This window comes from Streptomyces sp. NPDC048254 (genome assembly GCF_043201895.1).
Taxonomy (GTDB): Bacteria; Actinomycetota; Actinomycetes; order Streptomycetales; family Streptomycetaceae; genus Streptomyces.
Window position 1 is genome coordinate 99252 of record NZ_JBICZJ010000025.1, and the last position, 22422, is coordinate 121673.

General features: G+C 69.9%; 19 protein-coding genes. 15 read left to right on the plus strand and 4 right to left on the minus strand.

What is annotated here, in order from left to right:
- Positions 1-37: 37 nt before the first annotated feature.
- Together ACGFZQ_RS45505 and ACGFZQ_RS45510 are read right to left on the minus strand one after the other, a co-directional pair.
- Complete coding sequence (locus ACGFZQ_RS45505; RefSeq protein WP_393845431.1) at positions 38-1207, minus strand: acyl-CoA dehydrogenase family protein; 1170 nt, start codon at positions 1205-1207, stop codon at positions 38-40.
- A 140-nt stretch (positions 1208-1347) separates the two neighbouring features.
- Positions 1348-2586 carry an ROK family protein gene (locus ACGFZQ_RS45510; RefSeq protein ID WP_393845432.1) on the minus strand — a complete coding sequence of 413 codons (1239 nt, stop codon included), beginning with the start codon at positions 2584-2586 and terminating at the stop codon, positions 1348-1350.
- 226 nt (positions 2587-2812) lie between these two features.
- Here ACGFZQ_RS45510 and ACGFZQ_RS45515 point away from each other — a divergent pair, with 226 nt between their 5' ends.
- The 15 genes from ACGFZQ_RS45515 to ACGFZQ_RS45585 all read left to right on the plus strand — a co-directional run bounded on the left by ACGFZQ_RS45515 (position 2813) and on the right by ACGFZQ_RS45585 (position 20106).
- Positions 2813-3916 (plus strand): Gfo/Idh/MocA family protein, encoded by a 1104-nt coding sequence (locus ACGFZQ_RS45515; protein WP_393845433.1) that lies wholly within the window; start codon positions 2813-2815, stop codon positions 3914-3916.
- Positions 3917-3924: 8 nt separating this feature from the next.
- Complete coding sequence (locus ACGFZQ_RS45520) at positions 3925-4833, plus strand: sugar phosphate isomerase/epimerase family protein (RefSeq protein WP_393845434.1); 909 nt, start codon at positions 3925-3927, stop codon at positions 4831-4833.
- 60 nt (positions 4834-4893) lie between these two features.
- On the plus strand, positions 4894-6003 hold the full coding sequence (locus ACGFZQ_RS45525; protein ID WP_393845435.1) for a Gfo/Idh/MocA family protein: 1110 nt from the start codon (positions 4894-4896) through the stop codon (positions 6001-6003).
- 39 nt (positions 6004-6042) lie between these two features.
- Positions 6043-6933 carry a sugar phosphate isomerase/epimerase family protein gene (locus ACGFZQ_RS45530; protein ID WP_393845436.1) on the plus strand — a complete coding sequence of 297 codons (891 nt, stop codon included), beginning with the start codon at positions 6043-6045 and terminating at the stop codon, positions 6931-6933.
- A gap of 103 nt (positions 6934-7036) precedes the next feature.
- Positions 7037-8545, plus strand: coding sequence for an ABC transporter substrate-binding protein (locus ACGFZQ_RS45535; RefSeq protein ID WP_393845437.1), 1509 nt, complete (start codon positions 7037-7039; stop codon positions 8543-8545).
- Between the two features lie 39 nt (positions 8546-8584).
- Entirely contained in the window at positions 8585-9526 is a 942-nt protein-coding gene (locus ACGFZQ_RS45540) for an ABC transporter permease (protein ID WP_393845438.1), read from the plus strand.
- Positions 9523-11301, plus strand: coding sequence for an ATP-binding cassette domain-containing protein (locus ACGFZQ_RS45545; RefSeq protein ID WP_393845439.1), 1779 nt, complete (start codon positions 9523-9525; stop codon positions 11299-11301). The genes ACGFZQ_RS45540 and ACGFZQ_RS45545 overlap by 4 nt, the downstream gene beginning before the upstream one ends.
- Positions 11298-12155 carry an ATP-binding cassette domain-containing protein gene (locus ACGFZQ_RS45550; RefSeq protein ID WP_393845440.1) on the plus strand — a complete coding sequence of 286 codons (858 nt, stop codon included), beginning with the start codon at positions 11298-11300 and terminating at the stop codon, positions 12153-12155. Before ACGFZQ_RS45545 ends, ACGFZQ_RS45550 begins: the two co-directional genes overlap by 4 nt.
- Positions 12152-12634, plus strand: coding sequence for a nuclear transport factor 2 family protein (locus ACGFZQ_RS45555; protein ID WP_393845441.1), 483 nt, complete (start codon positions 12152-12154; stop codon positions 12632-12634). Before ACGFZQ_RS45550 ends, ACGFZQ_RS45555 begins: the two co-directional genes overlap by 4 nt.
- Entirely contained in the window at positions 12634-12906 is a 273-nt protein-coding gene (locus ACGFZQ_RS45560; protein ID WP_354779456.1) for a hypothetical protein, read from the plus strand. The genes ACGFZQ_RS45555 and ACGFZQ_RS45560 overlap by 1 nt, the downstream gene beginning before the upstream one ends.
- 1 nt (position 12907) lies before the next feature.
- A complete protein-coding gene (locus ACGFZQ_RS45565; protein ID WP_393845442.1) occupies positions 12908-13525 on the plus strand; it encodes a response regulator transcription factor in 618 nt (205 codons plus the stop codon).
- An 18-nt stretch (positions 13526-13543) separates the two neighbouring features.
- Positions 13544-15004 (plus strand): ATP-binding protein, encoded by a 1461-nt coding sequence (locus tag ACGFZQ_RS45570; protein WP_393845443.1) that lies wholly within the window; start codon positions 13544-13546, stop codon positions 15002-15004.
- Positions 14997-17552 carry a glycoside hydrolase family 78 protein gene (locus tag ACGFZQ_RS45575; RefSeq protein WP_393845444.1) on the plus strand — a complete coding sequence of 852 codons (2556 nt, stop codon included), beginning with the start codon at positions 14997-14999 and terminating at the stop codon, positions 17550-17552. Before ACGFZQ_RS45570 ends, ACGFZQ_RS45575 begins: the two co-directional genes overlap by 8 nt.
- Positions 17549-18763: an amidohydrolase family protein gene (locus ACGFZQ_RS45580; protein ID WP_393845445.1), complete on the plus strand. Its 1215-nt coding sequence runs from the start codon at positions 17549-17551 to the stop codon at positions 18761-18763. Before ACGFZQ_RS45575 ends, ACGFZQ_RS45580 begins: the two co-directional genes overlap by 4 nt.
- A 137-nt stretch (positions 18764-18900) precedes the next feature.
- Positions 18901-20106: a lactonase family protein gene (locus ACGFZQ_RS45585; RefSeq protein WP_393845446.1), complete on the plus strand. Its 1206-nt coding sequence runs from the start codon at positions 18901-18903 to the stop codon at positions 20104-20106.
- Between the two features lie 417 nt (positions 20107-20523).
- On the opposite strand, the gene ACGFZQ_RS45590 is transcribed toward ACGFZQ_RS45585, so the two are convergent.
- The gene (locus ACGFZQ_RS45590; RefSeq protein ID WP_393845447.1) at positions 20524-21390 is read right to left on the minus strand and encodes a sugar phosphate isomerase/epimerase family protein; all 867 of its coding nucleotides are present in this window, start codon (positions 21388-21390) and stop codon (positions 20524-20526) included.
- Positions 21387-22403: a Gfo/Idh/MocA family oxidoreductase gene (locus ACGFZQ_RS45595; RefSeq protein ID WP_393845448.1), complete on the minus strand. Its 1017-nt coding sequence runs from the start codon at positions 22401-22403 to the stop codon at positions 21387-21389. Before ACGFZQ_RS45595 ends, ACGFZQ_RS45590 begins: the two co-directional genes overlap by 4 nt.
- Positions 22404-22422: the final 19 nt, after the last annotated feature.

The following is a 22422-nucleotide window of genomic DNA, read 5'->3' on the forward strand; positions in this document are numbered from 1 at the left end:
GGAGAGGTACCTGCCTTTCAAGGGTGACCGGGGCTTGTCAGAGGTAGCCGGGGAAGGGCTGGACGCCCATGAGGACCGCGCCGGCTCCGTCGTACATGCCCTCCTGGAGGAAGGCGTGCTGCGGGACGACGGACGCGTCGCGCAGGAAGCGCTGCATCGGGTTGCCGTCGGCGATGGCCGGGATGCCGCTCAGCTGGTATGCGGCGCGTACGACCTCGAACGAGGTCTTCGCGAGGTGGGCGGAGGCGAGCCGTAGCAGACTGGCCTGCTCGGAGGTCGCGGGATCTCCCGCCTCCACCGTCGCCCACACCTCGCCGGTGGTCTCGTAGAAGAAGGCGCGCGCGGACCGGAGTTGGGCCTCCGCCTGGCCCACCGCGATGCGGTAGGTGGCGCGCTCGGCGGGCTTCGGGGCGCCGGTGAATCCGGCCCGTCCGCCACTGGCGATCGCCTGGTCGAGTGCGGCGCGGGCGACTCCGAGACCGACCACGGCAAGGACCTGGGCGGCGTAGGGGACGGTCGGATAGCGGTACAGCGGTTCGTCGACGGTGGGTTCGCCGCCGCGTACGAACGTCCACTCCTCGGGGACGAGCGCCCCGTCGGCCACCAGGTCGTGGCTTCCGGAGCCGCGCAGACCGATGACGTCCCAGTTCTCGACGATCTCCAGCTGCTCGGGGCGCATCACAGCGGTCAGTGGACGACCGGCGTTCTGCTGACCGCCCTTGTCCTGACTCTTCTTGATGCCGACACCCAGGATGTCCGCGCCCTTGCAGCCGCTGGCGAACTTCCACCGGCCCGAGACCCGGTACCTGCCGTCGACCAGTTCGGCCGGCTGTACGGGGAACAGGCCCCCGGCGAAGGCCACATCGGGTCCGTCGGCGTACAACTCGGCCTGGGTCTCCAAGGGCAGCGCGGCCAGGTAGACGAGGGCCGAGCCGAAGCTGGCCACCCAGCCGGCCGATCCGTCGACCTCCGATATCCGCTCGATGAGCCGCAGGAACTCGGCCGGCGGCAGTGCGTCGCCGCCGAAGCGCTTCGGGGCGCCCGCCCGGTAGAGGCCGGCTCGTTTGAACTCGGCGACCATGTCCCGGGGAACGTGGCGCTTCTCCTCGAACTCCGCGCGCCGCTCGGCCACTTGGGAAAGCACGCGGTCGAAGGCCGCTCGGGCGTCGGAATCGACGGGTGCCGGGGAATCCAGCGACTGCGTCATGGGACGAACTCCTCGCGTTGCCGGGCGGTCCTCGATCCCGCCGTGCCTTCACGCTAGGCGCGCCAGGAACGGGCCGACAATTGGGAGTTGGCTGGAGTGTGTAGGGGATTCCTTTACACGGTCAGGCCCTCCAGGAACCCTTACGTGGGTTCGCTCGCCAGGAGTCGTGCGATGCCCGGGGGGCTGAAGATGTCCCGGGTGGCGAGCGCGATCCCGCCGTGGATCCCGGCTACGGCGCCGAGCTGGGTGGTGGTGATGGTGAGTTTGCGGGTGGCCAGTGGCAGGGCACGCTGGTAGACCACCGCGCGCACGCCGGAGAGCAGATCGTCGCGGAGTTCGCTCAGCGGGCCGCCGAGCACCAGGGTGCGGGGGTTGAACATGTGCACCAGCATCGCCACCACCTCGCCGATCTCGGTGGCGGCCTGGCGCAGCGCGTGCAGGGCGGGCGGATCGCTGTTCGCCACCCGCTGCGCCAGTTCGTGCGCACCGTGCAGTCGGTCCTCGCCCGTCGTCTCGGGAATGCCGAGGCTGCGCAGGATCGCCCGGTGCGAGGCGAGCGCTCCCACGCAGCCGATGTTGCCGCAGGCGCACAGCACGTCGCCACCGCCGACCGCCCGGATGTGGCCGATGTCGCCGGCCGCCCCGTCGGCCCCGCGGTACACGTCACCGTTCGCGGTGACGATCCCGGCGCCGATACCGCTGGCGATCTTGATGCACAGCAGCGGAGTGTCCGCCGCGTCCTGGCCGGCCTCGCCGAGCGCCATCAGGTTGACGTCGTTGTCCACCACGACCGGGCAGCGGAAGACGGCACGCAGGTGCTCGGCGACGGGGTAGCCGTCCCATCCGGGCATGCCGGTCGGACGTACCGCGCAGCCGTGCTGGAAGTCGACGGGGCCGGGCAGGCCGACCACCGTCTCGCGCACCCGGTCCGGGTCGCGGCCGTGCTTCGCCAGCAGGCTCGACAGCCGCTCCGTCACCGCGTCCAGCACCGCCCGGGGGCCCGCGTCGATCCGGATGTCCACGGTCTCGTGCGCGATCACCCGCTGGGTGAGGTCGGCGATGGCGACCTGGCTCGACAGGGTGTCGATGTCCGCGACGGCGATGGTCCCGGCCTGCGGGCTGATCGTCAGGACCCGCGGCGGGCGTCCCCGGACCGACTCCCTGCTCTCCAGCTCCTGGAGTATGCCGCGCGCGACGAGGTGGTCGACCTGGTGGCCCACGGTCGAGCGGGCGAGGCCGCTGCGCCGGGAGATCTCCGCGCGGCTGGTCGCCTCCCCGGAGACCACGAGGTCCAGCACCCTGCGCAGCGCGACCGGCACCGGGGAGGACGGGGCCGTCCCGGCGGTGTGTCCCTCGCTGTATCCGTCGCCTTTATGCATTCCAGTGACCTTAATGATGCCGCCTTCCGTCCGTCAACGGACTCTTCAGGCCAACGATGTCGGGAACGCGCCGAGATCTTTTCCGTTCAGGCCTCGGGTTTGGTCGATTTTAGGCCCTGTAGAAAATTAAATAGGGCCTCTTGTGCTTTTCCAGCGAACTAAACGATGGTGATGCGCAACGCGGCGTTCAGGCCGCGGTCGGTCGGAAGACGGCGGAGGTGCACCGGTGAGTGGTTCCCTGCGGGCGGTCGTGGTCGGGACCGGGATGATCGGCGCGGTACACGCCGCGGCGATCCGCTCTGCCGGGGGCGTCCTCGCCGGAGCGGTGGCATCGACTCCCGAGCGCAGCGCACAGGTCGCCGAGGAGTGGGACGTACCGGCTCGGTATCCGGACTTCGACGCGGTACTCGCCGACGAGAGCGTCACGGTGGTGCACCTCTGCACGCCCAACGCCCTGCACGTCCGGCAGGCCGAAGCGGCCCTGCGCGCCGGCAAGCATGTGATCTGCGAGAAGCCGCTGGCCACGTCCGCCGCCGACGCCGAGCGGCTGGCCGAACTGGCCGCGGATACCGGACTGTTGCTGGCGGTTCCCTTCGTCTACCGCTATCACCCCCTCGTCCGGGAGATCCGCGACCGCCGGCTGCGCGGTGAGTTCGGGGCGTGGCAGCTCATCCACGGCAGCTACCTCCAGGACTGGCTGCTGGCAAAGGACGCGACGTCTTGGCGGGTGGACCCGGCCGAGGGCGGGCCCTCGCGGGCCTTCGCCGACATCGGATCCCACTGGTGCGATCTGGTGGAGTGGGTCGCCGGAGTCCGCTTCACCGAACTGACGGCCCGCATCGGCACCACGTTCGCGAACCGGCCCACCGAGGACGTGGCCGCCGTGCTGCTGCGCACCGAGGACGGTGTCCTCGGCACGCTGACGGTCTCCCAGGTCTCGGCGGGCCGCAAGAACCGGCTGTGGTTCGAGCTCGACGGCGCCGATGGCAGTGCGGTGTTCGACCAGGAGAACCCCGAGACCGCCTGGCTGGGCGCCCAGGACGGCGCACGGATTCTTATGCGCGATCCGCAGCACGGCTCCGCCGAGCAGCGGCGCCTGTCCCGGCTGCCCGCCGGACACGCCCAGGGCTACGCCGACTGCTTCAACTCCTTTGTCACCGACGCCTATACGGCCATCGAGGGCGGCGCGCCCGAAGGCCTGCCCACCGGTGCGGACGGGGCGCGCTCGGCACGGCTCGTCGAAGCCGTGCTGCGGTCGGCCGGCTCCCTCGCATGGACCGGCGTGGACGGCCCCGTCCACAGCCACGAGACCCAGAAAGCCCCCGTATGAAACTCGGAATGCTCACAGCCTGTCTCCCGAGCCTCTCCCTGACGCAGATCGCCGCCTGGGCGAGCGAGGCCGGATACGAGGCTCTGGAGGTCGCCGCCTGGCCCGTCACCGGCGGCCGTGACTTCGAAGCCGCACACCTGCCGGTGGCCGACTTCGGCACCCAACAGGCGGACGAAACAAGGCAGTTGTTCGAGCACCACCGCCTCCAGCTCTCGGCGCTCGCCTACTACGAGAACAACCTCCACCCCGACGCCGGGCGCCGTGAAGAGATCCACGCCCACCTCAAGAAGGTCATCGACGCCGCGGCCGCCCTCGACGTTCCGTACGTCGGCACCTTCGTCGGCCGCGACTGGACCCGGCCCGTGGCGCACAGCCTCCGAGAGGCCGAGAAGATCTTCCCCGAACTCGTCGAGTACGCCGGCGAACGCGGCGTACGCGTCATCATCGAGAACTGTGTGATGGAGGGCTGGCACCCGGACGGCTACCCCGGCAACCTCGCCTACTCGCCCGAGCTGTGGGAGTGGATGTTCTCCCTCGGGCTCTACCTCAACTGGGATCCGTCGCACCTCACCTGGATCGGCGTCGACCCGGTGAAGACCATCGCGCCGTACGCCGAGCGGATCGTCCACGCCCAGGCCAAGGACGCCGAGATCCTGCCCGGCGCGATCGACCGCTACGGCTTCTTCGGCAAGGCGGTCGAGCGCGACGACCCCTGGGACAACGGCTGGTGGCGCTACCGCGTACCGGGCCGCGGCCAGGTCGACTGGAACGCCGTCGTGGACGCCCTGTACGAGAACGGCTTCACCGGGACGCTCTCGGTCGAGCACGAGGACCCCGTGTGGAGCGGCACCGAGGAGAAGGTCAAGACGGGGCTGGAGATCGCCCACCGCACGCTGCGGCCACTGATCGTGGCCTGACGGGACGTCCCCCCACTCGACCGACACACCCCCCAACTGACAAGAAAGCGCAGGAGATTCATGGCTCAGGAGAACACGCGGCACCGCATCGGGATTCTGGGCGCGGGCAACATATTCGGCCGTTACGTCGAAGGCCTGCGTAATTTCCCGGAGCTGGAAGTGGTCCGCGTCGCCGATGTCGACCCGGCCCGCGCCAAGCAGGCCGCCGCCGAATTCGGCATCCCGGAATGGGGGGACGACACCGAACTCCTCGCCGATGACAGCGTCGAGATCATCATCAACATCACGCCGCCGCAGTTCCACGCGAAGACCACCATCGCCGCGCTGGAGGCCGGAAAGCACGTCTACACGGAGAAGCCCCTTGCCGTCACCGTCGAGGAGGGCAGGAGCATCCTCGACGCCGCGGCGCGCACCGGGCGGCTGCTGGGATCGGCTCCCGACACCTTCCTGGGCAGCGCGGTGCAGACCGCGCGGCACGCGATCGACGCCGGGCTGATCGGCGAGGTCGTCGGTACCACCGCCTTCGTACGCTCCAGCCGCGCCGAGACCTGGCACCCCGACCCCCGCTCCTTCTTCCAGCCGGGCGCCGGGCCCGTGTTCGACATGGGGCCCTACTACCTGGCAGCCCTCATCAACTGCCTCGGCCCGGTGAGCTCGCTCTCCGCGGCCACCCGCATCGGCGCGAAGACCCGCAAGGTCACGAGCCCCGACCGCGTGGTCGAGGAGATCACCGTCGAGGTGCCCACCCACGCGTCCGCCGTGCTGACCTTCGCCTCCGGGGCGATCGGCACCGTCCTGATGAGCTTCGACGTCTGGGACACCGAACTGCCCCGGATCGAGATCTACGGCACGGAGGGCACGCTCGCGCTGCCGAACCCCAACTTCTTCGACGGCGACGTACGGATCAAGCGCCACCAGGACAGCGACTGGGAGGTGCTCACCCCGGTGACCGAGCTGTTCGGCGCCGTGGGCACACCCGAGCAGCACCGCCGGGGGCTGGGCGTACGGGATCTCGTCGGCGCGCTCGCCGGCGAGCCGCACCGCGCGAACGCCGGGTTCGCCTTCCACACCCTGGAAGTCCTCGCGAGCTTCGAGATCTCGCAGCAGGAGCACCGGGTCGTCGCGCTGCAGAGCAGCTGCGAGCGCCCCGAGCCCCGCTACGCCCACTGATCCCGAGCCACGCCCCGCACACCGAAAGGACCCGAGAACGTGAAGATCAGGCAGGACCGTCTCGCCATCAACCCCCTGCAGTGGGTCGCGAGCCCCGAGGGCTGGATCGATCCCACCCTCGCGCCGCCGCTGGAGAACAGGCTTGAGGTCATCCGCGACGCGGGCATCACCGCCGTGCACAGCGACGTCCCCGGCGACATGACGGCCGCGACGTACGCCGCGCTGCTGGCCGAGTACGGGCTCAGCGCCGCGCCCGGATACATTCCCGTACGGCTCACCGAGGACGAGACCGAGCGGCAGCGGTACCGGGACACCGCCGCGCGGCTCGCCGAACAGCACGCGGAGCTCGGTGTGCCCACGATGTTCCTCGCCATGGGCATGGCCAAGGACGCGGTACGGGTGGCCCGCCCGGCGGTCGGCCAGGACGCCGATCAGGACCGGCTGGAACGCGTACGGGACCTGCTGGCGGAGACGGCCGGGATCATCCGCGCCCAGGGGATCACCCCCGCCTTCCACCCGCACGTGGGCACCTGGGCCGAGACCGAGGAGGAGACCCGCTTCATCCTCGACACCGTCGACGCCTCGGTCCTCGGCTTCGGTCCCGACATGGGCCACCTGGCCTGGGCGGGCGCCGACGCCGCGCAGCTCGTCCGCGACTACGCCGACCGTGTGGCGAGCGTCCACATCAAGGACCTCGACCTCAACCTTGCCGCACAGGCAAGGGAGGCGGGCTGGGACTACCGCAGGACCGTGAAGGCCGGCCTGTGGTCGGAGCCGGGCCACGGAAACGCCGACATCGAAGGGTTCGTCGACGCACTCCCGGACGGCTTCGACGGCTGGCTGATCATCGAAGTGGACCGAGGAGCCCAGGCGACCCCGGAGGAGAGCGTCCGACGGTGCGGAGAGTGGGCCGCCAAGTACGTGCGGTGACCCACAGGCTCTGAACGTCGAATGACTGGTTGTTCACACCCCGGGGAGCGGGACGACCAGGGGGAGCCGAGGAGACAGTGGTAATGGAACAGATGGAGAGATCATGCGCAAGACAGCGGCGTTCATCGGCGCCGGATTCCTGACCATCACGACCGCGGCCTGTGGCGGCGCCGCCTCGACCGGTGCCGCCGGCAAGACGCTGACCATCTCCGAGTCGGTCACGGCCACGCCGTGGGACCTCGCGAAGGCCAGCATGGGTCCCGAGGCCCAGTACTACCAGCCGGTCTACGACACGCTGATCCGGCTGAACACGAAGAACGAGCCCACCCCGAACCTGGCCACTTCGTGGACGTACGACAAGGCCCAGACCACCCTGACGCTGAAGCTGCGCAGCGGTGTGAAGTTCACCGACGGCACGGCGCTCGACGCGCAGGCCGTCAAACAGAACCTCCTGCACACCAAGAGCGGCACGGGCACGGCCGCCGGCGAGATCCAGGACATCTCGAGCGTCGACGCCGTGGACGCCCGGACCGTCGCCATCAAGCTGAGCCACCCCACCGCCGCCCTGCTCCCGGCCCTTGGCCAGGTCTCCGGCATGATGGCCAGCCCCAAGTCACTGGACAACCCGAAGGCTCCCGTCGGCTCCGGCCCGTACCAGCTGGACACCTCGGCGACCACGGCCGGACAGACGTACACCTACACGCGCACTTCGGGCTACTGGAACGCGAAGGCCTTCCCGTACGACAAAATCGTCATCAAGTATCTGGCCGACCCGACGGCACGTACCAACGCCCTGCTCTCGGGCCAGCTCGACGGCGCCTCGCTCAGCCTCAGCCGTGTCAAGACCGTCAAGGGCCGCGGCCTGAACGTCGTCACCTACCAACCCGGCGACATCGAGGGCCTGTTCATCTGGGACCGGGCCGGCAAGATCGTCCCCGCGCTCGGCAAGCTCAAGGTCCGGCAGGCGCTCAACTACGCCTTCGACAAGCAGGCCATCATCAAGACGGCCAAGACCGGACTCGGCGAGCCCACCACACAGCTGTTCGCCCCTGGCGAGGAGGGCTACGACGCCTCGCTGAACTCCACGTACTCCTACGACCCGGCGAAGGCCAAGAAGCTCCTCGCCGAGGCCGGCTACCCGAACGGCTTCTCGGTCACCATGCCGGACCTGTCCGCCCTCTTCCCGCAGGAGCAGGCGGCCCTCACCCAGTCCCTCAAGAACGTCGGCATCAAGGTGAAGCTGGACAACCTGCCGAGCGACCAGATCTTCAGCAGCATGCTCTCCGGCAAGTACGCCCTGACCTACTTCAAGCTGGGCGCCCCGACCTCGTGGGACAAGGTCCAGCTGGAGCTGACCAAGAACGCGACCTGGAACCCCTTCAAGTACGACGACCCCAAGGCCGACGCCCTGATCACCCAGATCTCGAAGGCATCCGGGGCCGAGCGCACCGCGCTGCTCAAGAAGCTCAACACCTACGTCGTCGACCAGGCGTGGGACGCCCCTTGGACTCCCACCGTGAACGCCTACGCGACCGCCAAGGACGTGAAGGTGACACCGCAGCCCGGCATCAATTTCCCGCCGATCTACAACTTCGCGCCGGCCAAGAACTAGCGGCGAGGCCGCTGCGACCCACGGAAGGAGGAACTGACCGTGCTTGTCTTCTTGCTCCGGCGCATCGCCGCCGGTGTCGTCCTGGTGGTCGTCGTGGCCACCGCGACGTTCCTGCTGCTCAGCCTGACCGGCACCGACGTGGCCCGCAACATCCTCGGCGAGACCGCCTCGCCGTCCCAGGTGTCCGCCAAGGCCCATGAACTCGGCCTCGACGAACCCCTGGTGGTCAGGTACGGGCACTGGATCGACCGGGCCGTGCAGGGCGATCTGGGCCAGTCCTGGTTCACCGGTGACTCGGTGAACCAGTCCCTGGCCAACACCCTTCCGGTCACTCTCTCCATCGTCCTCGTCGGCATGCTGATCGCCCTGGTCCTCAGCATCGCGCTGGGGACCGTGGCAGCACTGCGCGGCGGCTGGGTGGACCGCGTCGTGCAGTTCGCCGCGGTGCTCGGCACGGCGATCCCCAGCTTCCTGATCGCCCTGGTCCTCGCGGTCGGCATGGCGGTCCAGCTCAGACTGCTGCCGGCCACCGGATATGTCGCGCTCGGCACATCCGCCACGGGATGGCTCCAATCGGTCATCCTGCCCGCCGTGGCACTGGCGGTCGCGGCCACCGCGGCCACGGCGATGCAGGTGCGCGGGGCACTGATCGACGTCCTGCGGGCCGACTTCGTCCGCACGCTGCGCAGCCGGGGACTCAGCACCCGCAGCGTCGTGTACCGGCACGCGCTGCGGAACGCCGCCCCACCCGCCCTGACCGTGCTCGCCCTCCAGTTCATCGGCCTGATCGGCGGCGCGGTCGTCGTGGAGAAGGTGTTCGGGCTGCCGGGCATCGGCACGCTCGCCAACTCCGCGGCCGTCCGGGGAGACGCGCCCGTCCTGCTCGGCACGGTCGTGGTGACCGTGGCCGTCGTCGTCGCCGTCAACCTGCTGCTGGACATCGCGTACGGCTGGCTCAACCCGAAGGTGCGTGTCTCATGACCGTCCCGGAGACCGCGGCGCTCCCCAAACGGGACCGCCTCCTGCGCCGGACTCTGCGCGACCCGGTGGCCGTCGGCTGCCTCGTGGTGCTGGCGCTGGTGATCCTCGCGAGCCTGGCCGCCCCGCTGCTCACCGACCACGCACCGGACCACAGCGACCTGTCGGCCACCCTCGCACCGATGTCGGGAGCCCACCCGCTCGGCGGCGACGGCGTCGGCCGGGACGTGCTGTCACGGCTGCTGTACGGCGGCCGGACCAGTCTGCTCGGCGGCACGCTCGCCGCTTTGGTCGCCTTCCTGGTCGGCGGACCGCTCGGCCTGGTCAGCGGCTTCTACCGGGGCTGGTTCGATGCGGTCGCCGGCTGGATCATCAACGTGATCATGGCCGTGCCCGCCATCATCGTGATGCTGGTGGTGATGGCGGCCATCTCCCAGGATCTCAACGTCGCGATGGTCGTCCTGGGCGTCATCATGGCGCCGATGGTCTTCCGCCTGATCCGTGCCTCGGTGGTCTCGGTGCGCGAGGAACTGTACGTCGATGCCGCGCGGGTCTCCGGCCTCGGCGACCCCCGCATCATGCGGCGGCACATCCTGCCGGTGGTCGTCGCGCCCTCGGTCATCCAGGCGACGCAGCTGTTCGCGGTGGCGATCGGCATCCAGGCCGGTCTGTCCTTCCTCGGCCTGGGAAAGTCTTCCCAGGCCAGCTGGGGCGCGATGCTCAACGACGGCTTCACCAACGTCTACACCACACCGACGCTGCTGGTGTGGCCGGGCCTCGCGATGGGCGTGACCATCCTGGCTGCCAGCCTGCTCGGCAACGCGGTGCGCGACGCACTGGGAACGACCGAGACCCGGGTGGTCCGCCGTCGTCGGCCGGCGCCCGGGAAGACCACTGCCGGGGTGCCGTCCGATCGCCTGCTCACCGTGGAAGGCCTCCGCATCAGCTACCCGAAGCCCGGAGGTTCGGGCGGTTCCGGTGGCTCCGGCGGTTCCGGTGGCGACAAGATCGTCGTCGACGGAGTCGATCTGACCGTGGAGCGCGGTGAAGTCCTGGGCCTGGTGGGCGAGTCGGGTTCTGGCAAGAGCCAGACGGCTTTCGCCGTCCTCGGACTCCTGCCGAACGAAGCCGAGGTGACGGCGGATCAGATGTCCTTCTCCGGCAAGGAGTTGCTCGGCGTGAGCCAGGCCGACCTCAACGCCCTGCGCGGCCGCGGGATCGGATACGTACCGCAGGAGCCCATGTCCAACCTCGACCCCTGCTTCCGTATCGGCTCCCAGCTCGTCGAACCCATGCGCAAGCATCTGGGGATCTCCAGGGGCGAAGCCCGCACCAGGGCGCTGGAGCTCCTGGCGCGCGTCGGCATCCCGGACCCGGAGCGGGTGTTCACGTCGTACCCGCACCAGGTCTCGGGCGGTATGGCCCAGCGCGTACTGATCGCGGGCGCGGTGTCCTGCGATCCGCAACTGCTCATCGCCGACGAGCCGACCACCGCGCTCGACGTCACCGTCCAGGCCGAGGTGCTCGACCTCATGCGCTCCCTCCAGCAGGAACGCGAGATGGGCATGATCCTCGTGACCCACGACTTCGGCGTCGTCGCCGACATCTGCGACCGGGTCGCCGTCATGCAGACCGGACGCATCGTCGAGACGGCACCCATCGAGAGGATCTTCGCGTCGCCCGAGCACGCGTACACGCGGATGCTCCTCGATTCCACGCTCGAAGGCGGCCCGGCGCGCGCCGCCCTGGGCGCCCCCTTGAAGGAGGTGACGTCATGACCGGCGGCCCCGCGGCCCCGACCCCGCTGCTCGAACTCGAGGACGTCGTCGTGGAGTACCCGGGCAAGGGCCGCCGCGCGCAGCCCTTCCGCGTCCTGCACGGAGTGTCCCTGTCGATCGCACCCGGCGAGACACTCGGCCTGGTCGGCGAGTCCGGCTCCGGCAAGACGACCCTGGGCCGGGCGGTCCTCGGCCTCGCCCCCGTCACCAGCGGTGCGATCCGCTACGGCGGAAGGCCGGTCTCGGGGCTCGGCAAACGGGAGCGGCGGGCGCTGAGCAAGGACATCCAGGTCGTCTTCCAGGACCCGTTCACCTCGCTGAACCCGGCCATGACCGTCATGGACATCCTCACCGAACCGATGCTCGTGACCGGTGTCTCGCGCACCGACGCGGAACGCCGCGTCCAGACCCTCCTCGACCAGGTGTACCTCCCGCACGACGCGGCGGGGCGGCTGCCGCGGGAGTTCTCCGGCGGCCAGCGGCAGCGGATCGCCATCGCGCGCGCCCTGTGCCGGGATCCCAAGCTGATCGTGTGCGACGAGCCGGTCAGCGCCCTGGACCTGTCCACGCAGGCACGGGTGCTCGACCTGTTCATCGAGATCCAGGAGGCCACCGGGGTGGCGTATCTGTTCGTCACGCACGACCTCTCCGTCGTACGGCACATCAGCCACCGGGTGGCCGTGCTGTACCGCGGCGACATCGTGGAGACGGGCGCCGCCGCCCAGGTCACCGAGCACCCCGAGCACGCCTATACGAAACGGCTGTTGCTCGCCGCGCCCGTGCCCGACCCCGAGCGGCAGGCGCAACGCCGGGCGGAGCGGCTGCGGTTGGCGCGGGAAGGGGACGCGTCATGAGCGAAAAGCCGTCCGAGAGCGAGAGGCCGTCCGAGGGGCCGGCCGTGGACACGCGATCCATGGTCGTGGACACCCTGGCCCGCTATCTCGCCCTCTGCGACGTTCCGGTTCGTACGGAAGGCGAGCTGGGGGACCTCTTCACCGAGGACGCGGTCTGGGAAGGCGGCGGCAGCGAGTACGCCGAGAAGTTCGGCCGCACCGAGGGCCGCGAGGCGATCGTCGAGATGCTGTCGGCCCACCTGCCGCCCACCCCTCACTTCCGTACGAACGTGCACCTGCTCTTCCCCGGCACGGTGGACGTCAAGGGCGTCACCGCCCGGGGGAGTTGGCCGATGCAGCAGCTATCGCGGTACGAGTCGGGTGCCGCCGAAGTCATCGTCGCAAAGCTCGACGTGACCTTCCGGATCGGCCCGGACCGTCCCCGTATCTCGGCCTTCCGCACGGAACGGCTGTTCAGCGCACCGTTGGCGGGAGAGTGATGAGCGCGGACACCCACGACCGGACGATGTTCCTGACCTGCTACGCCGACACCCACCACTACGGCTGGCACCACGTCGACCTGTTCGTGCACGACAGCGCCGGCCAGGAGGTCAACTGGGTCCACTGGCAGGTCGACGAGGACGGTCCCGACGGCGCCGACGCGGCGACCGCGCGGGTCGAACCCGCCCTGCGACGCACCAGCGAGTGGCAGCGCGGCGTCAGCGCCGACGGCAGCGAGTACTGGATCGCCCAGGCTGCCTGGGGCGATTGAGATGTGCCTCGTCTACATCCTGGACGACGACACGGAGTTGTGCACCTCGCTGGCCTGGCTCCTGGAGTCGGTGGGCATCCGCGCGCAGTGCTTCTCCGACGCCCGGACCTTCCTGCGGTCCTACGACCGGGACCGACCAGCCTGCCTGGTCCTCGATGTGCGGATGCCGGAGACCAGCGGCTTCGGCGTCCAGGAGATGCTGAACGAGGCGGGGGCGGCGCTGCCCGTCGTCTTCGTCTCGGCGCACGGGGACATCCGGATGTCGGTACGGGCTCTCCAGAACGGGGCCGTCGACTTCCTGGAGAAGCCGTACGACCCCCAGCACATGCTCGACGTCGTGCAGGCGGCGCAGCGGACGGCGCGGGAACGCTTCGATGAACTGGCCCGGCGGCGCGATCTGCTGCGGCGGTTGGACACCCTGACCTCCCGGGAACGGGAGGTGCTGCACCTGGTGGTGGACGGCGTGCCCAGCAAACAGATCGCCGGACGGCTCGGCATCAGCACGAAGACCGTCGACGTACACCGCACCCGTATCCGGGAGAAGACCGGCGCGGAGAGCATCGCGACGCTGGTCCGCGACGTACTCCGGCTGGGACTGCGGCTCCCGGCCGCCCGATGAGAGCGAGGGCAAGGCCGCATGAACGATCTCGAACCGGCCGACTTCCGGGCCCTGACACAGGCCTTGAAGTACTGCGTGCTGCTCCACGACGCGAGGACGTACGACATCCTCTGGGCGAACCAGGCGGCCTGCGACCTGCTGGAGTGGACCGTCGACGAACTGAAGCCGCTCAAGGCCCCCGACATGAGCAAGAACGCCCGCCAGTACAGCCGGGAACTCGGTCACCGCTGGCTCGGGCAGGCGGTCGAGGACGGGGTCAGCGCCACCGAGTGGTGCTACCGCTCCAAGAGCGGTGAGGAGATCCTGACCGAAGCCATCGCGATCCGCGTGGACCTGCCGTCCCGCCCCGTCGTGATGGTCCAGTTCCGTGACATCGCCGAGGAGAAGGCCGTCCGCCGCGATCTGTTCCGCACCGAGGGGCGACTGCGCACCTTCCTCGGCAATCTGGCCGAGGGCATCGTCGTCCTTGACGGCGGCGGCTGTGTGGTCTTCGCGAGCGAGTCCGCAGCCAAGCTGCTCGCAGTCGACGTACCGGCCCTGCACGGCGCCGACTTCGCGGACTACTGCCGTGACGGTGCCGTCCCCGAGCGCGAGGGCCGCTACCGTCTCGGCGCACCCGGCGGCGAGGCCCGCTGGTACGCGGCCACCTGCCAGCACATCGACATCGAGAGCGATCTGAGCGGCCGGCTCCTGCTGTTCTACGACATCACCGACCGGGTGCGCGCCGAGGAGGAACACCGCCGGGACACCCAGCACCTCAACCACCTCGCCCGCAACAACGCCATGGGCGACATGGCCATGGCGATCGCGCACGAGGTGAGCCAGCCGCTCGCCGCCGCGTACAACTTCGTGGAGGGAGCCCGCGGCCGGCTCGCCGCCGGCGACGAGTCCGTCGCCTGGGGGCTGGACAACGCAGTACGGCAGATCGAGCGGGCCCGGCGGATCCTGGGCAGCCTGCGGCAGTACGTGGGCCGCCTGGAGCAGTCCGAGCAGCTGACCGACCTCAACACGATCGTCGAGGACTGTGCCTACTTCATCGGCCTGAGAGCCCAACAGCACGCCGTGGACGTTCAGTTCCACCTCACCGACGTGTCTCTCCCGGTGCGCTGCGAGAACGTCCTCATCGGGCAGGTCGTCATGAACCTCGCCTTCAACGCCATCGAGGAGATGGCCGGTTGGCCGCCGGGGGAGCGCAAGGTCGAACTCGTCACGCGGCGGACGGCGGACCAAAACGCCGAACTCGCCGTCCGTGACCACGGCCGGGGCCTGCCGGTCGACCTTCCCGGGGACCGGATCTTCGACGGTGTCTTCACCTCGAAGGAGAACGGCAGCGGCATCGGCCTGGCCCTGAGCCACCGCATCATCACCCGTCACGGCGGCCGAATCCACGCGGCCGGGAACCAGCCGCAGGGAGCGGTCTTCCGCTTCGCTCTCCCGCTCGTGCCGGCCCAGGCACTCTCGGAGGAGGACCATGCCTGACCAGGACATCCACGTGACCGCCCTGCGCGCCGAACACCACAGGGAGCCGCTCGGGATCGGAGAGCCTTGCCCCCGGCTGAGCTGGCAGACCGTCACCACCCGCGCGGGCTGGGCCCAGTCGGCGTACCAGATCCGGCTCACGGACGGTGAGCGGGAGCTGTACACGGCCCGTCGGCTGTCCGCGGACTCGGTCCTGGTGCCCTGGCCCGGCGACCCCCTGCACTCGCGGCAGCGAGTCGGCGTGTCCGTACGGGTATGGGGGCCGAAAGGCGGGGGCCCGAGCCCGTGGTCCGCGCCGCTGACCGTCGAGGCCGGGCTGCTCGAACCGTCCGACTGGCAGGCCCGCTTCGTGTCCCCGGCCTGGCCCGAGGCCACCGACCGGCAGGTGCCGCCACCCGTGCTGCGCGGCACCTTCCGGCTGCGTGCGCCCGTGGCGTCCGCCCGCCTCTACGTCACCAGCCACGGCCTGTACGAGGCGGAGATCAACGGCGTACGCGTCGGCGACCACGTCCTGGCCCCCGGCTGGACCCACTACACCGAGCGGCTGCGCCACCAGACGTACGACATCACCGAAGCGCTGCACATGGGCGGCAACACGGTCGGCGTGCTGCTGGCCGACGGCTGGTTCCGCGGCCGGATCGGCTTCGGGGGCGGACGCCGCAACATCTACGGAGACCGGCTGGCCGCTCTCGTCCAGATCGAGGTGCGCCACACCGACGGCACCACCGAAACCTTCGGCAGCGACTCGGGATGGCAGGCCGCGCACGGCCCGATCCGCACCTCCGGGATCTACGAGGGTGAGGAGTACGACGCGCGCCGCGTGCCCGCGGAGTGGAGTCCGGTCGAGGTGCTGTCGTACGACCTGGCGCCGCTCGTCGCCCCGGACGGCCCGCCCGTACGCCGTACCGAAACGCTGGCTCCCGTCACCGTCCTCACCTCACCGTCCGGCCGTACGATCCTCGACTTCGGTCAGAACCTCGTCGGCCGCCTCCGTATCCGGGTCACCGGCGAGGCCGGACGCACCGTCACCCTGCGCCATGCCGAAGTGCTTCAGGACGGCGAACTCGCCGTGCGCCCGCTGCGCGAGGCCCGCGCCACGGACACGTACACCCTGCGGGGTGAGGCAGACGGCGAGGAGTGGGAACCACGCTTCACCTTCCACGGCTTCCGCTATGCCGAAGTCACCGGGTGGCCGGGGGACATGGGCGAAGGTGACATCCAGGCCGTCGTCCTGCACACCGACATGCGCCGCACCGGCTGGTTCAGCTGTTCCGATCCGCTGCTCAACCGCCTGCACGAGAACGTGGTGTGGGGCATGCGCGGCAACTTCGTCGACATCCCCACCGACTGCCCGCAGCGCGACGAACGCCTCGGCTGGACCGGCGACGTGCAGATCTTCGCCCCCACCGCGACCTTCCTGTACGACTGCTCCGGCCTGTTGCGCTCCTGGCTGACCGACCTCGCCGCCCAGCAGTACCCGGACGGCCGGGTCCCGATGTACGTGCCCTTCTTCCGCGACCGCTTCCCCGAACTGCGCGCCGCCGCCTGGGGAGACGCGGCGGTCGTCGTGCCCTGGGTGATGTACGAGCGCTACGGCGACCTCGGTATCCTCGCCGACCGGTACGACAGCATGAAGGCCTGGGTCGACGGCATCACCGCCGTGGCCGGTGACCGGCACCTGTGGAACACCGACCGTCAGCTGGGCGACTGGCTCGACCCCGCCGCCCCGCCGGACCGCCCCGGCGACGCGCGCACCGACAGACAACTGGTCGCCACCGCCTACTACGCCCACTCGGCCTCCCTGCTCGGCCGCACCGCCCAACTCCTCGGCAGGGACGACGACCACGCCCACTACACGAAGCTGGCCGAGGCGGTACGGGCCGCCTTCCGCGACGAGTACGTCACCCCGGACGGCCTGTTGACGAACGACGCCCAGACCACGTACGCCCTCGCCCTGCGCTTCGGCCTCCTCGCCGACGCCCATCGGGCCCAGGCGGGCCGCCGTCTCGCCGAACTCGTCCGTGAGGGCGGCTTCCACATCGGTACCGGCTTCGTCGGCACGCCGCTGATCTGCGACGCGCTGTGCGACGCGGGGGAGTACGACACGGCGTACCGACTGCTGCTCACGAAGACCTGCCCGTCGTGGCTCTACCCGGTCACCATGGGCGCGACCACCGTCTGGGAACGCTGGGACAGCATGCTGCCGGACGGCACGGTCAACCCCGGCGAGATGACCTCCTTCAACCACTACGCCCTCGGCGCCGTCGCCGACTGGCTGCACCGCACCGTCGCCGGGCTCGCCCCCGCGGCCGCCGGCTACCGCCGCCTGCTGGTCCGCCCCCGCCCAGGCGGCGGACTCACCCACGCCTCCGCCACACACGAAACGCCGTACGGCCGCGCCGCCGTGTCCTGGTCCCGCACCGACGGTGTGCTGCGCGTCACGGTCACGGTCCCGCCCGGCACCACCGCGCTGATCGACCTGCCGGGCATGGCGGAGCGCCCCGAAGTCGGCTCCGGCGAACACCGCTTCCTTACGGAGATGCCATGAACACCCGTTACCAGCATGCGACTCTGATCGACGGAACCGGAGCCGTACCAGTACCGGACGCGGTCCTCGTCGTGGACGACGCCGGTCTGATCGTCTATGCGGGACCGGCGGCGACCGCGCCCCCGACGCCGACGGCGGTGACGGTGGATCTGCGCGGACGCACCCTGCTCCCCGGCTTCTTCGACTGCCATACGCACCTGTGCATGACCCCGGGACGCGGGCTCACCGCGGGCCTGACCGCCGACCCGACCGTGGAGACGTTCGAGATCGCGGGGCGGCTGCGCACCACCCTGCACGCGGGTGTCACGTCGCTGCGCGACCTCGGTGGCCTGCCCGCCGGCTATCGCAGCGCCGTCGAGCGCGGTCTCGTCGAGGGCCCCCGGCTTCAGACCGCGGTCAAGGTGATCGGCCACACCGGTGGCCACGCCGACTGCTCGCTGCCCAGCGGTGTGAACGCCGCCCCGCATCTGACCGAGCTCGCCGACACCCCCGACGAGGTGCGGATCGCGGCCCGGCGCATGCTGCGTGACGGCGCGGACGTCATCAAGGTCTGCGCCACCGGCGGCATGGGCAGCCCGCACGACGACCCCGACGACGAGGGGCTGACCCCCGACGAGCTGAAGGCCGTCGTCGACGAGGCCCGACGGCATCGCGGGAAGACGGTCGCCGCGCACGCCCAGGGCACCGCGGGTATCCGCAACGCCCTCCAGGCCGGTGTCACCAGCATCGAGCACGGCTACGGAATGACCGACGAGCTGTGCGATCTGGCCCTGGAGCGGGGCGCCGTCCTCGTCCCCACCCTCGCCACGGTCTTCGCCCCACTCGACGAGGCGGCCATGCCCGACTACCACTTCCGCAAGAAGAGCCGCTGGGCCGGCATCACCAAGGAGAACATCGCGCACGCCATCGCCCGCGGTGTCCCGATCGCTCTCGGCACGGACGCCGGTGTCGTCGCGCACGGCCGTAATCTGAGCGAGTTGTCGTTTCTGGTGGAACTCGGCATGGACCCGCTGGCCGCGATCACCTCAGGCACGCTCACCGCGGCCCGGCTCCTCGGCGCCGACGACCGACTGGGCTCCCTGGAGGCGGGGAAGACCGCGGACTTCGTGGTTGTCGACCAGGACCCCCTGCGCGACATCGGCAGCCTTGGCCGGCCGGAGAACGTCGTCCTGGTCGCCCAGGGGGGAACGCTGCGCAAGAACCTCCTTTGAACAAGGCGGACTCGGCGAGGAATGAGGTCGCGCGGGACTGGACCTTACGAGACTGTGACACGGAGTTCGAACGCCTTCATGCGCCGCTTCACAGCGGCAACTCTGGTCCCACAAGCCCCGGGCCAGAGGAGCCGCACATGAGCAGGCACAACAAACGCAGGTCGAAGCTGCAGAAGAGGCTGACCGTCCTGGGCGGCGGAGCGGTGGCCGTCGCGGCGGCCGTGGTCACGGTCAACGTCGCCTCCGCGGCGCAGGTCTCACCCGCCCCACGTGCCGCTTCGAAAGCCGACCACGCCGTCTTCGTCCAGGGCAACGAACTGACCGGAAACACCATCCACGTCTTCCGCCGGGGCGACGACGGGAAGCTGACCGCCGCGGGGACGTACGCGACCGGCGGCAAGGGCGGGGACCAGACCGACGCGCCGACCGACTCGCTGGCCTCGCAGGGATCGCTCGTCTACGACCACCGGTCCGGCCGGCTCCTGGCGGTCAACGCGGGCAGCGGCACCCTGACGTCCTTCGCCGTGCGAGGACAGAAGCTGATGGATCGCCAGACCCTGTCCACGGGAGGCGACTTCCCGTCGTCCATCACGGTATCGGGGGACCTCGCCTACGTCATGAACGCGGGCGGCGCGGGAAGCGTCCAGGGCTTCCGGATCACCTCCGAGGGGCTGAAGCCGCTGAGCGGTTCGTACCGCGGCCTGGGGCTGAAGAACGAGAAGGTGCCGTTGTTCAGCAGCTCGCCGGGGCAGGTCGCGTTCACGCCGGACGGCCGGGACCTGGTCGTCACCACCAAGTCGGCGAACACCATCGAGGTCTTCCCCGTGGGCAGGGACGGGCTCCCGGCGGACGAGCCGGTCGTGAACAAGTCGGCGGGCATGGTGCCGTTCTCCATCGCCTTCGACAAGTCCGGGCGGATGCTGGTCGCCGAGGCCGCCAATTCCACCGTCAGCACCTACAAGGTGGGACGGGATGGTGAGTTGGAGACCGTGCAGGAGCCCTTGCCGAACGGGCAGGACACCCTGTGCTGGCTGGAACGGGCCGGCGACTTCTTCTTCGGCGGCAGCACCGGCAACTCCACCGTCAGCGGCTATCGCCAGGACGCACAAGGCCGACTCGCCCTGACCAACGAGGCGGGCATCGCCGCCGCGCCGTCCGGAAAGTCCCAGGGCGTCATCGACATCGCTGTCGCCGCAGACAAGTTCGTCTACGTCCAGAACGCGACCTCCGGCACCGTCGACGGCTTCCGTGTCGGGCGCACCGGCGCCCTCACCAAGATCACGACGATCACAGGACTGCCTGCCTTCGCCGCATCCGGCATGGAGGGCATCGCCGCGGTGTAATGAAGCGGCCGCCGCGGCGGGACGTCCCGGGCACGCGACGAGCGCGCCCGGGACGTCGTGTACGGAGCGGGCGCGCTCCCACAGGACACCAGCGTGTGGACGTACCGGGCGACGTTTCGCCAGGCGAGACACCGGGCCCGGAGACGCTCACTGCTGTGAGGCCGCCGGCCGCGTCCCACACGAGAGCGGTTCAGTGCCACTCGTGGTGCGTCACGCAGTCGGCGTGGGTGGTCGGGCAGTACCACCCCGGGCAGCGATGGTGAGGGTGTGGCTCCTGCCAGGAGTTTGGACGAGTAAGTTCAGGCCACGGGCCCCATCGGGAGCCGGGCGGTGGGCTCGATGAGTGATGTCATCGAGCTCCCCGCCCAGGCCCCGAGCGCCGGAGCGCATCTCAAGTCCGCCTGACGGGGCGGTCGGTCACACGGTGAGTTCCTTGGTGATGCGGTCGAGCATGAACGTCGAGGACTCGCGGGCGCGTTCCTCCCAGGCGAAGACGCAGGCGGTGGCCACGCCGTCGAAGTCGAGCTCGCGGAGCGTGCCGAAGAAGGCGTTCCAGTCGACCTCGCCCTGGTCGATGTCGAGGTGCTGGTGGATGCGGGCGGTGGTGCCGGGCGGGTTGAGGATGTAGCGCAGGCCGGAGGAGCCCTTGTGGTTGTAGGAGTCGGCGATGTGCACGTGCTGGAGTTTGTCTCCGGCGTAGCGCATCATCGCAGCGATGTCCGCCGTCGGGTCGGAGCCCGAGAGGTGGAAGGAGTGCGGGGCGCAGTAGAGGTAGTTCACCCAGGGCTTGTTGATCGCCCGGACGAGGTCGACCGCAGGGGTGTTCTCCTCGCAGAAGTCGTCGGGGTGGGCCTCCAGGTTGAGAGCGATGCCTTCCCGCTCGAAGGCGGGCAGCAGTTCCTCCAGTGAGCGCCAGAACGCGGCCTCGCTCTCGGCGGCACGCTCGGGGCGGCCGTTGAACTCGCTGTTCATCAGGGGACATTCGAGGTCGGCGGTGATCTCGATCATCCGCTTCCAGTACCGTACGGCGGCCTGTCGCTCGGTCTCGTCGGGCGAGGACCACTTGTACAGCGGGAGTACGGAGGACAGCTTCACCCCGTGCGTGCGCAGGGAGTTCTTCAACTCGGCCACGCGGTCGTCGTCCGCCCGTGGGTGGAGGAAGAACGGCATGAAGTCGTCACGGGGCGACAACTCGATGTAGTCGTAGCCGAGTTCGGCGACCGTGCGCACCATCTCGTCGATGGGCAGGGCGCGGAACATGTAGGGGTCGAGGGCGATCTTCACGCGGCACCTCCGTAGAAGGCGGGACGGGGCTTGAGGTCGGTGGCGATGACGTGGCCCGACTCCAGGGCCTCGACGGTCGCGCTGGTGATGACGGTGGCCGCGTAGCCGTCCCAGGCCGAGGGGCCGGTGGGTTCGTTGCCCGCGGCGATCCCCGCGATCCACTCGCGGAACTCCGTGTCGAAGGCGTCCGCGAAGCGGCCCACCCAGTCCGTGAGCACCTCCGTACTGTGCTGTCCGGCGTGGCGCACGCCTACGGCGGCCGGGTCGGGCAGCCGGACGAGGCCCTCCTCGCCGACCGCCTCGCACTGGATGTCGTAGCCGTACTGGCAGTTGACGAAGACCTCCAGGTCGATGCGGACGCCGTTGGCGGTTTCGAAGAGCATGATCTGCGGGTCCTTGAGGTGGGCGAACCGCTTGCTCGTGGCGCGCGGTGTGACCACCTGGGTGGAGACGATCTCGTCGTCGAGCAGCCAGCGCAGTACGTCCACCTCGTGTACCGCCGTGTCGAGGGCGGCCATGGCGGAGGTGTACGACTCGGGGACGGTCGGGTTGCGGTGGGCGCAGTGCACGATCAGCGGTGTGCCGATCCGGCCGGAGTCGATAACCTGCTTCAACTGCCGGTATCCGGCGTCGTATCGGCGCATGAAGCCGACCTGGACCAGGCGGCGGCCGTGTGCCGTCTCGGCCTCGACGATCCGCAGGCAGTCCTCGGCGGTCGTGGCCAGCGGCTTCTCGCAGAACACCGGTTTCCCGGCGGCTATCGCGGTCAGCACGTGCTCGGCGTGGGTCGGGCCCCAGGACGTCACGAGGACCGCGTCGACGTCGTCCGCCGCGATCAGGGCCGCGCCGTCGGGCAGTACGCGGGCGCCGACCGGAGCCGCCGCCTCCTCGGCGCGAGCGGCGTCGATGTCGGTGACCGCGGTGACGCGGGCGCCGGTGACGGTGTGGGTGAGGCGCCGGATGTGCTCCTTGCCGATCCAGCCGGCGCCGATGACTCCTACACGTACTGTCATGGTCATTCCTTATGTATCA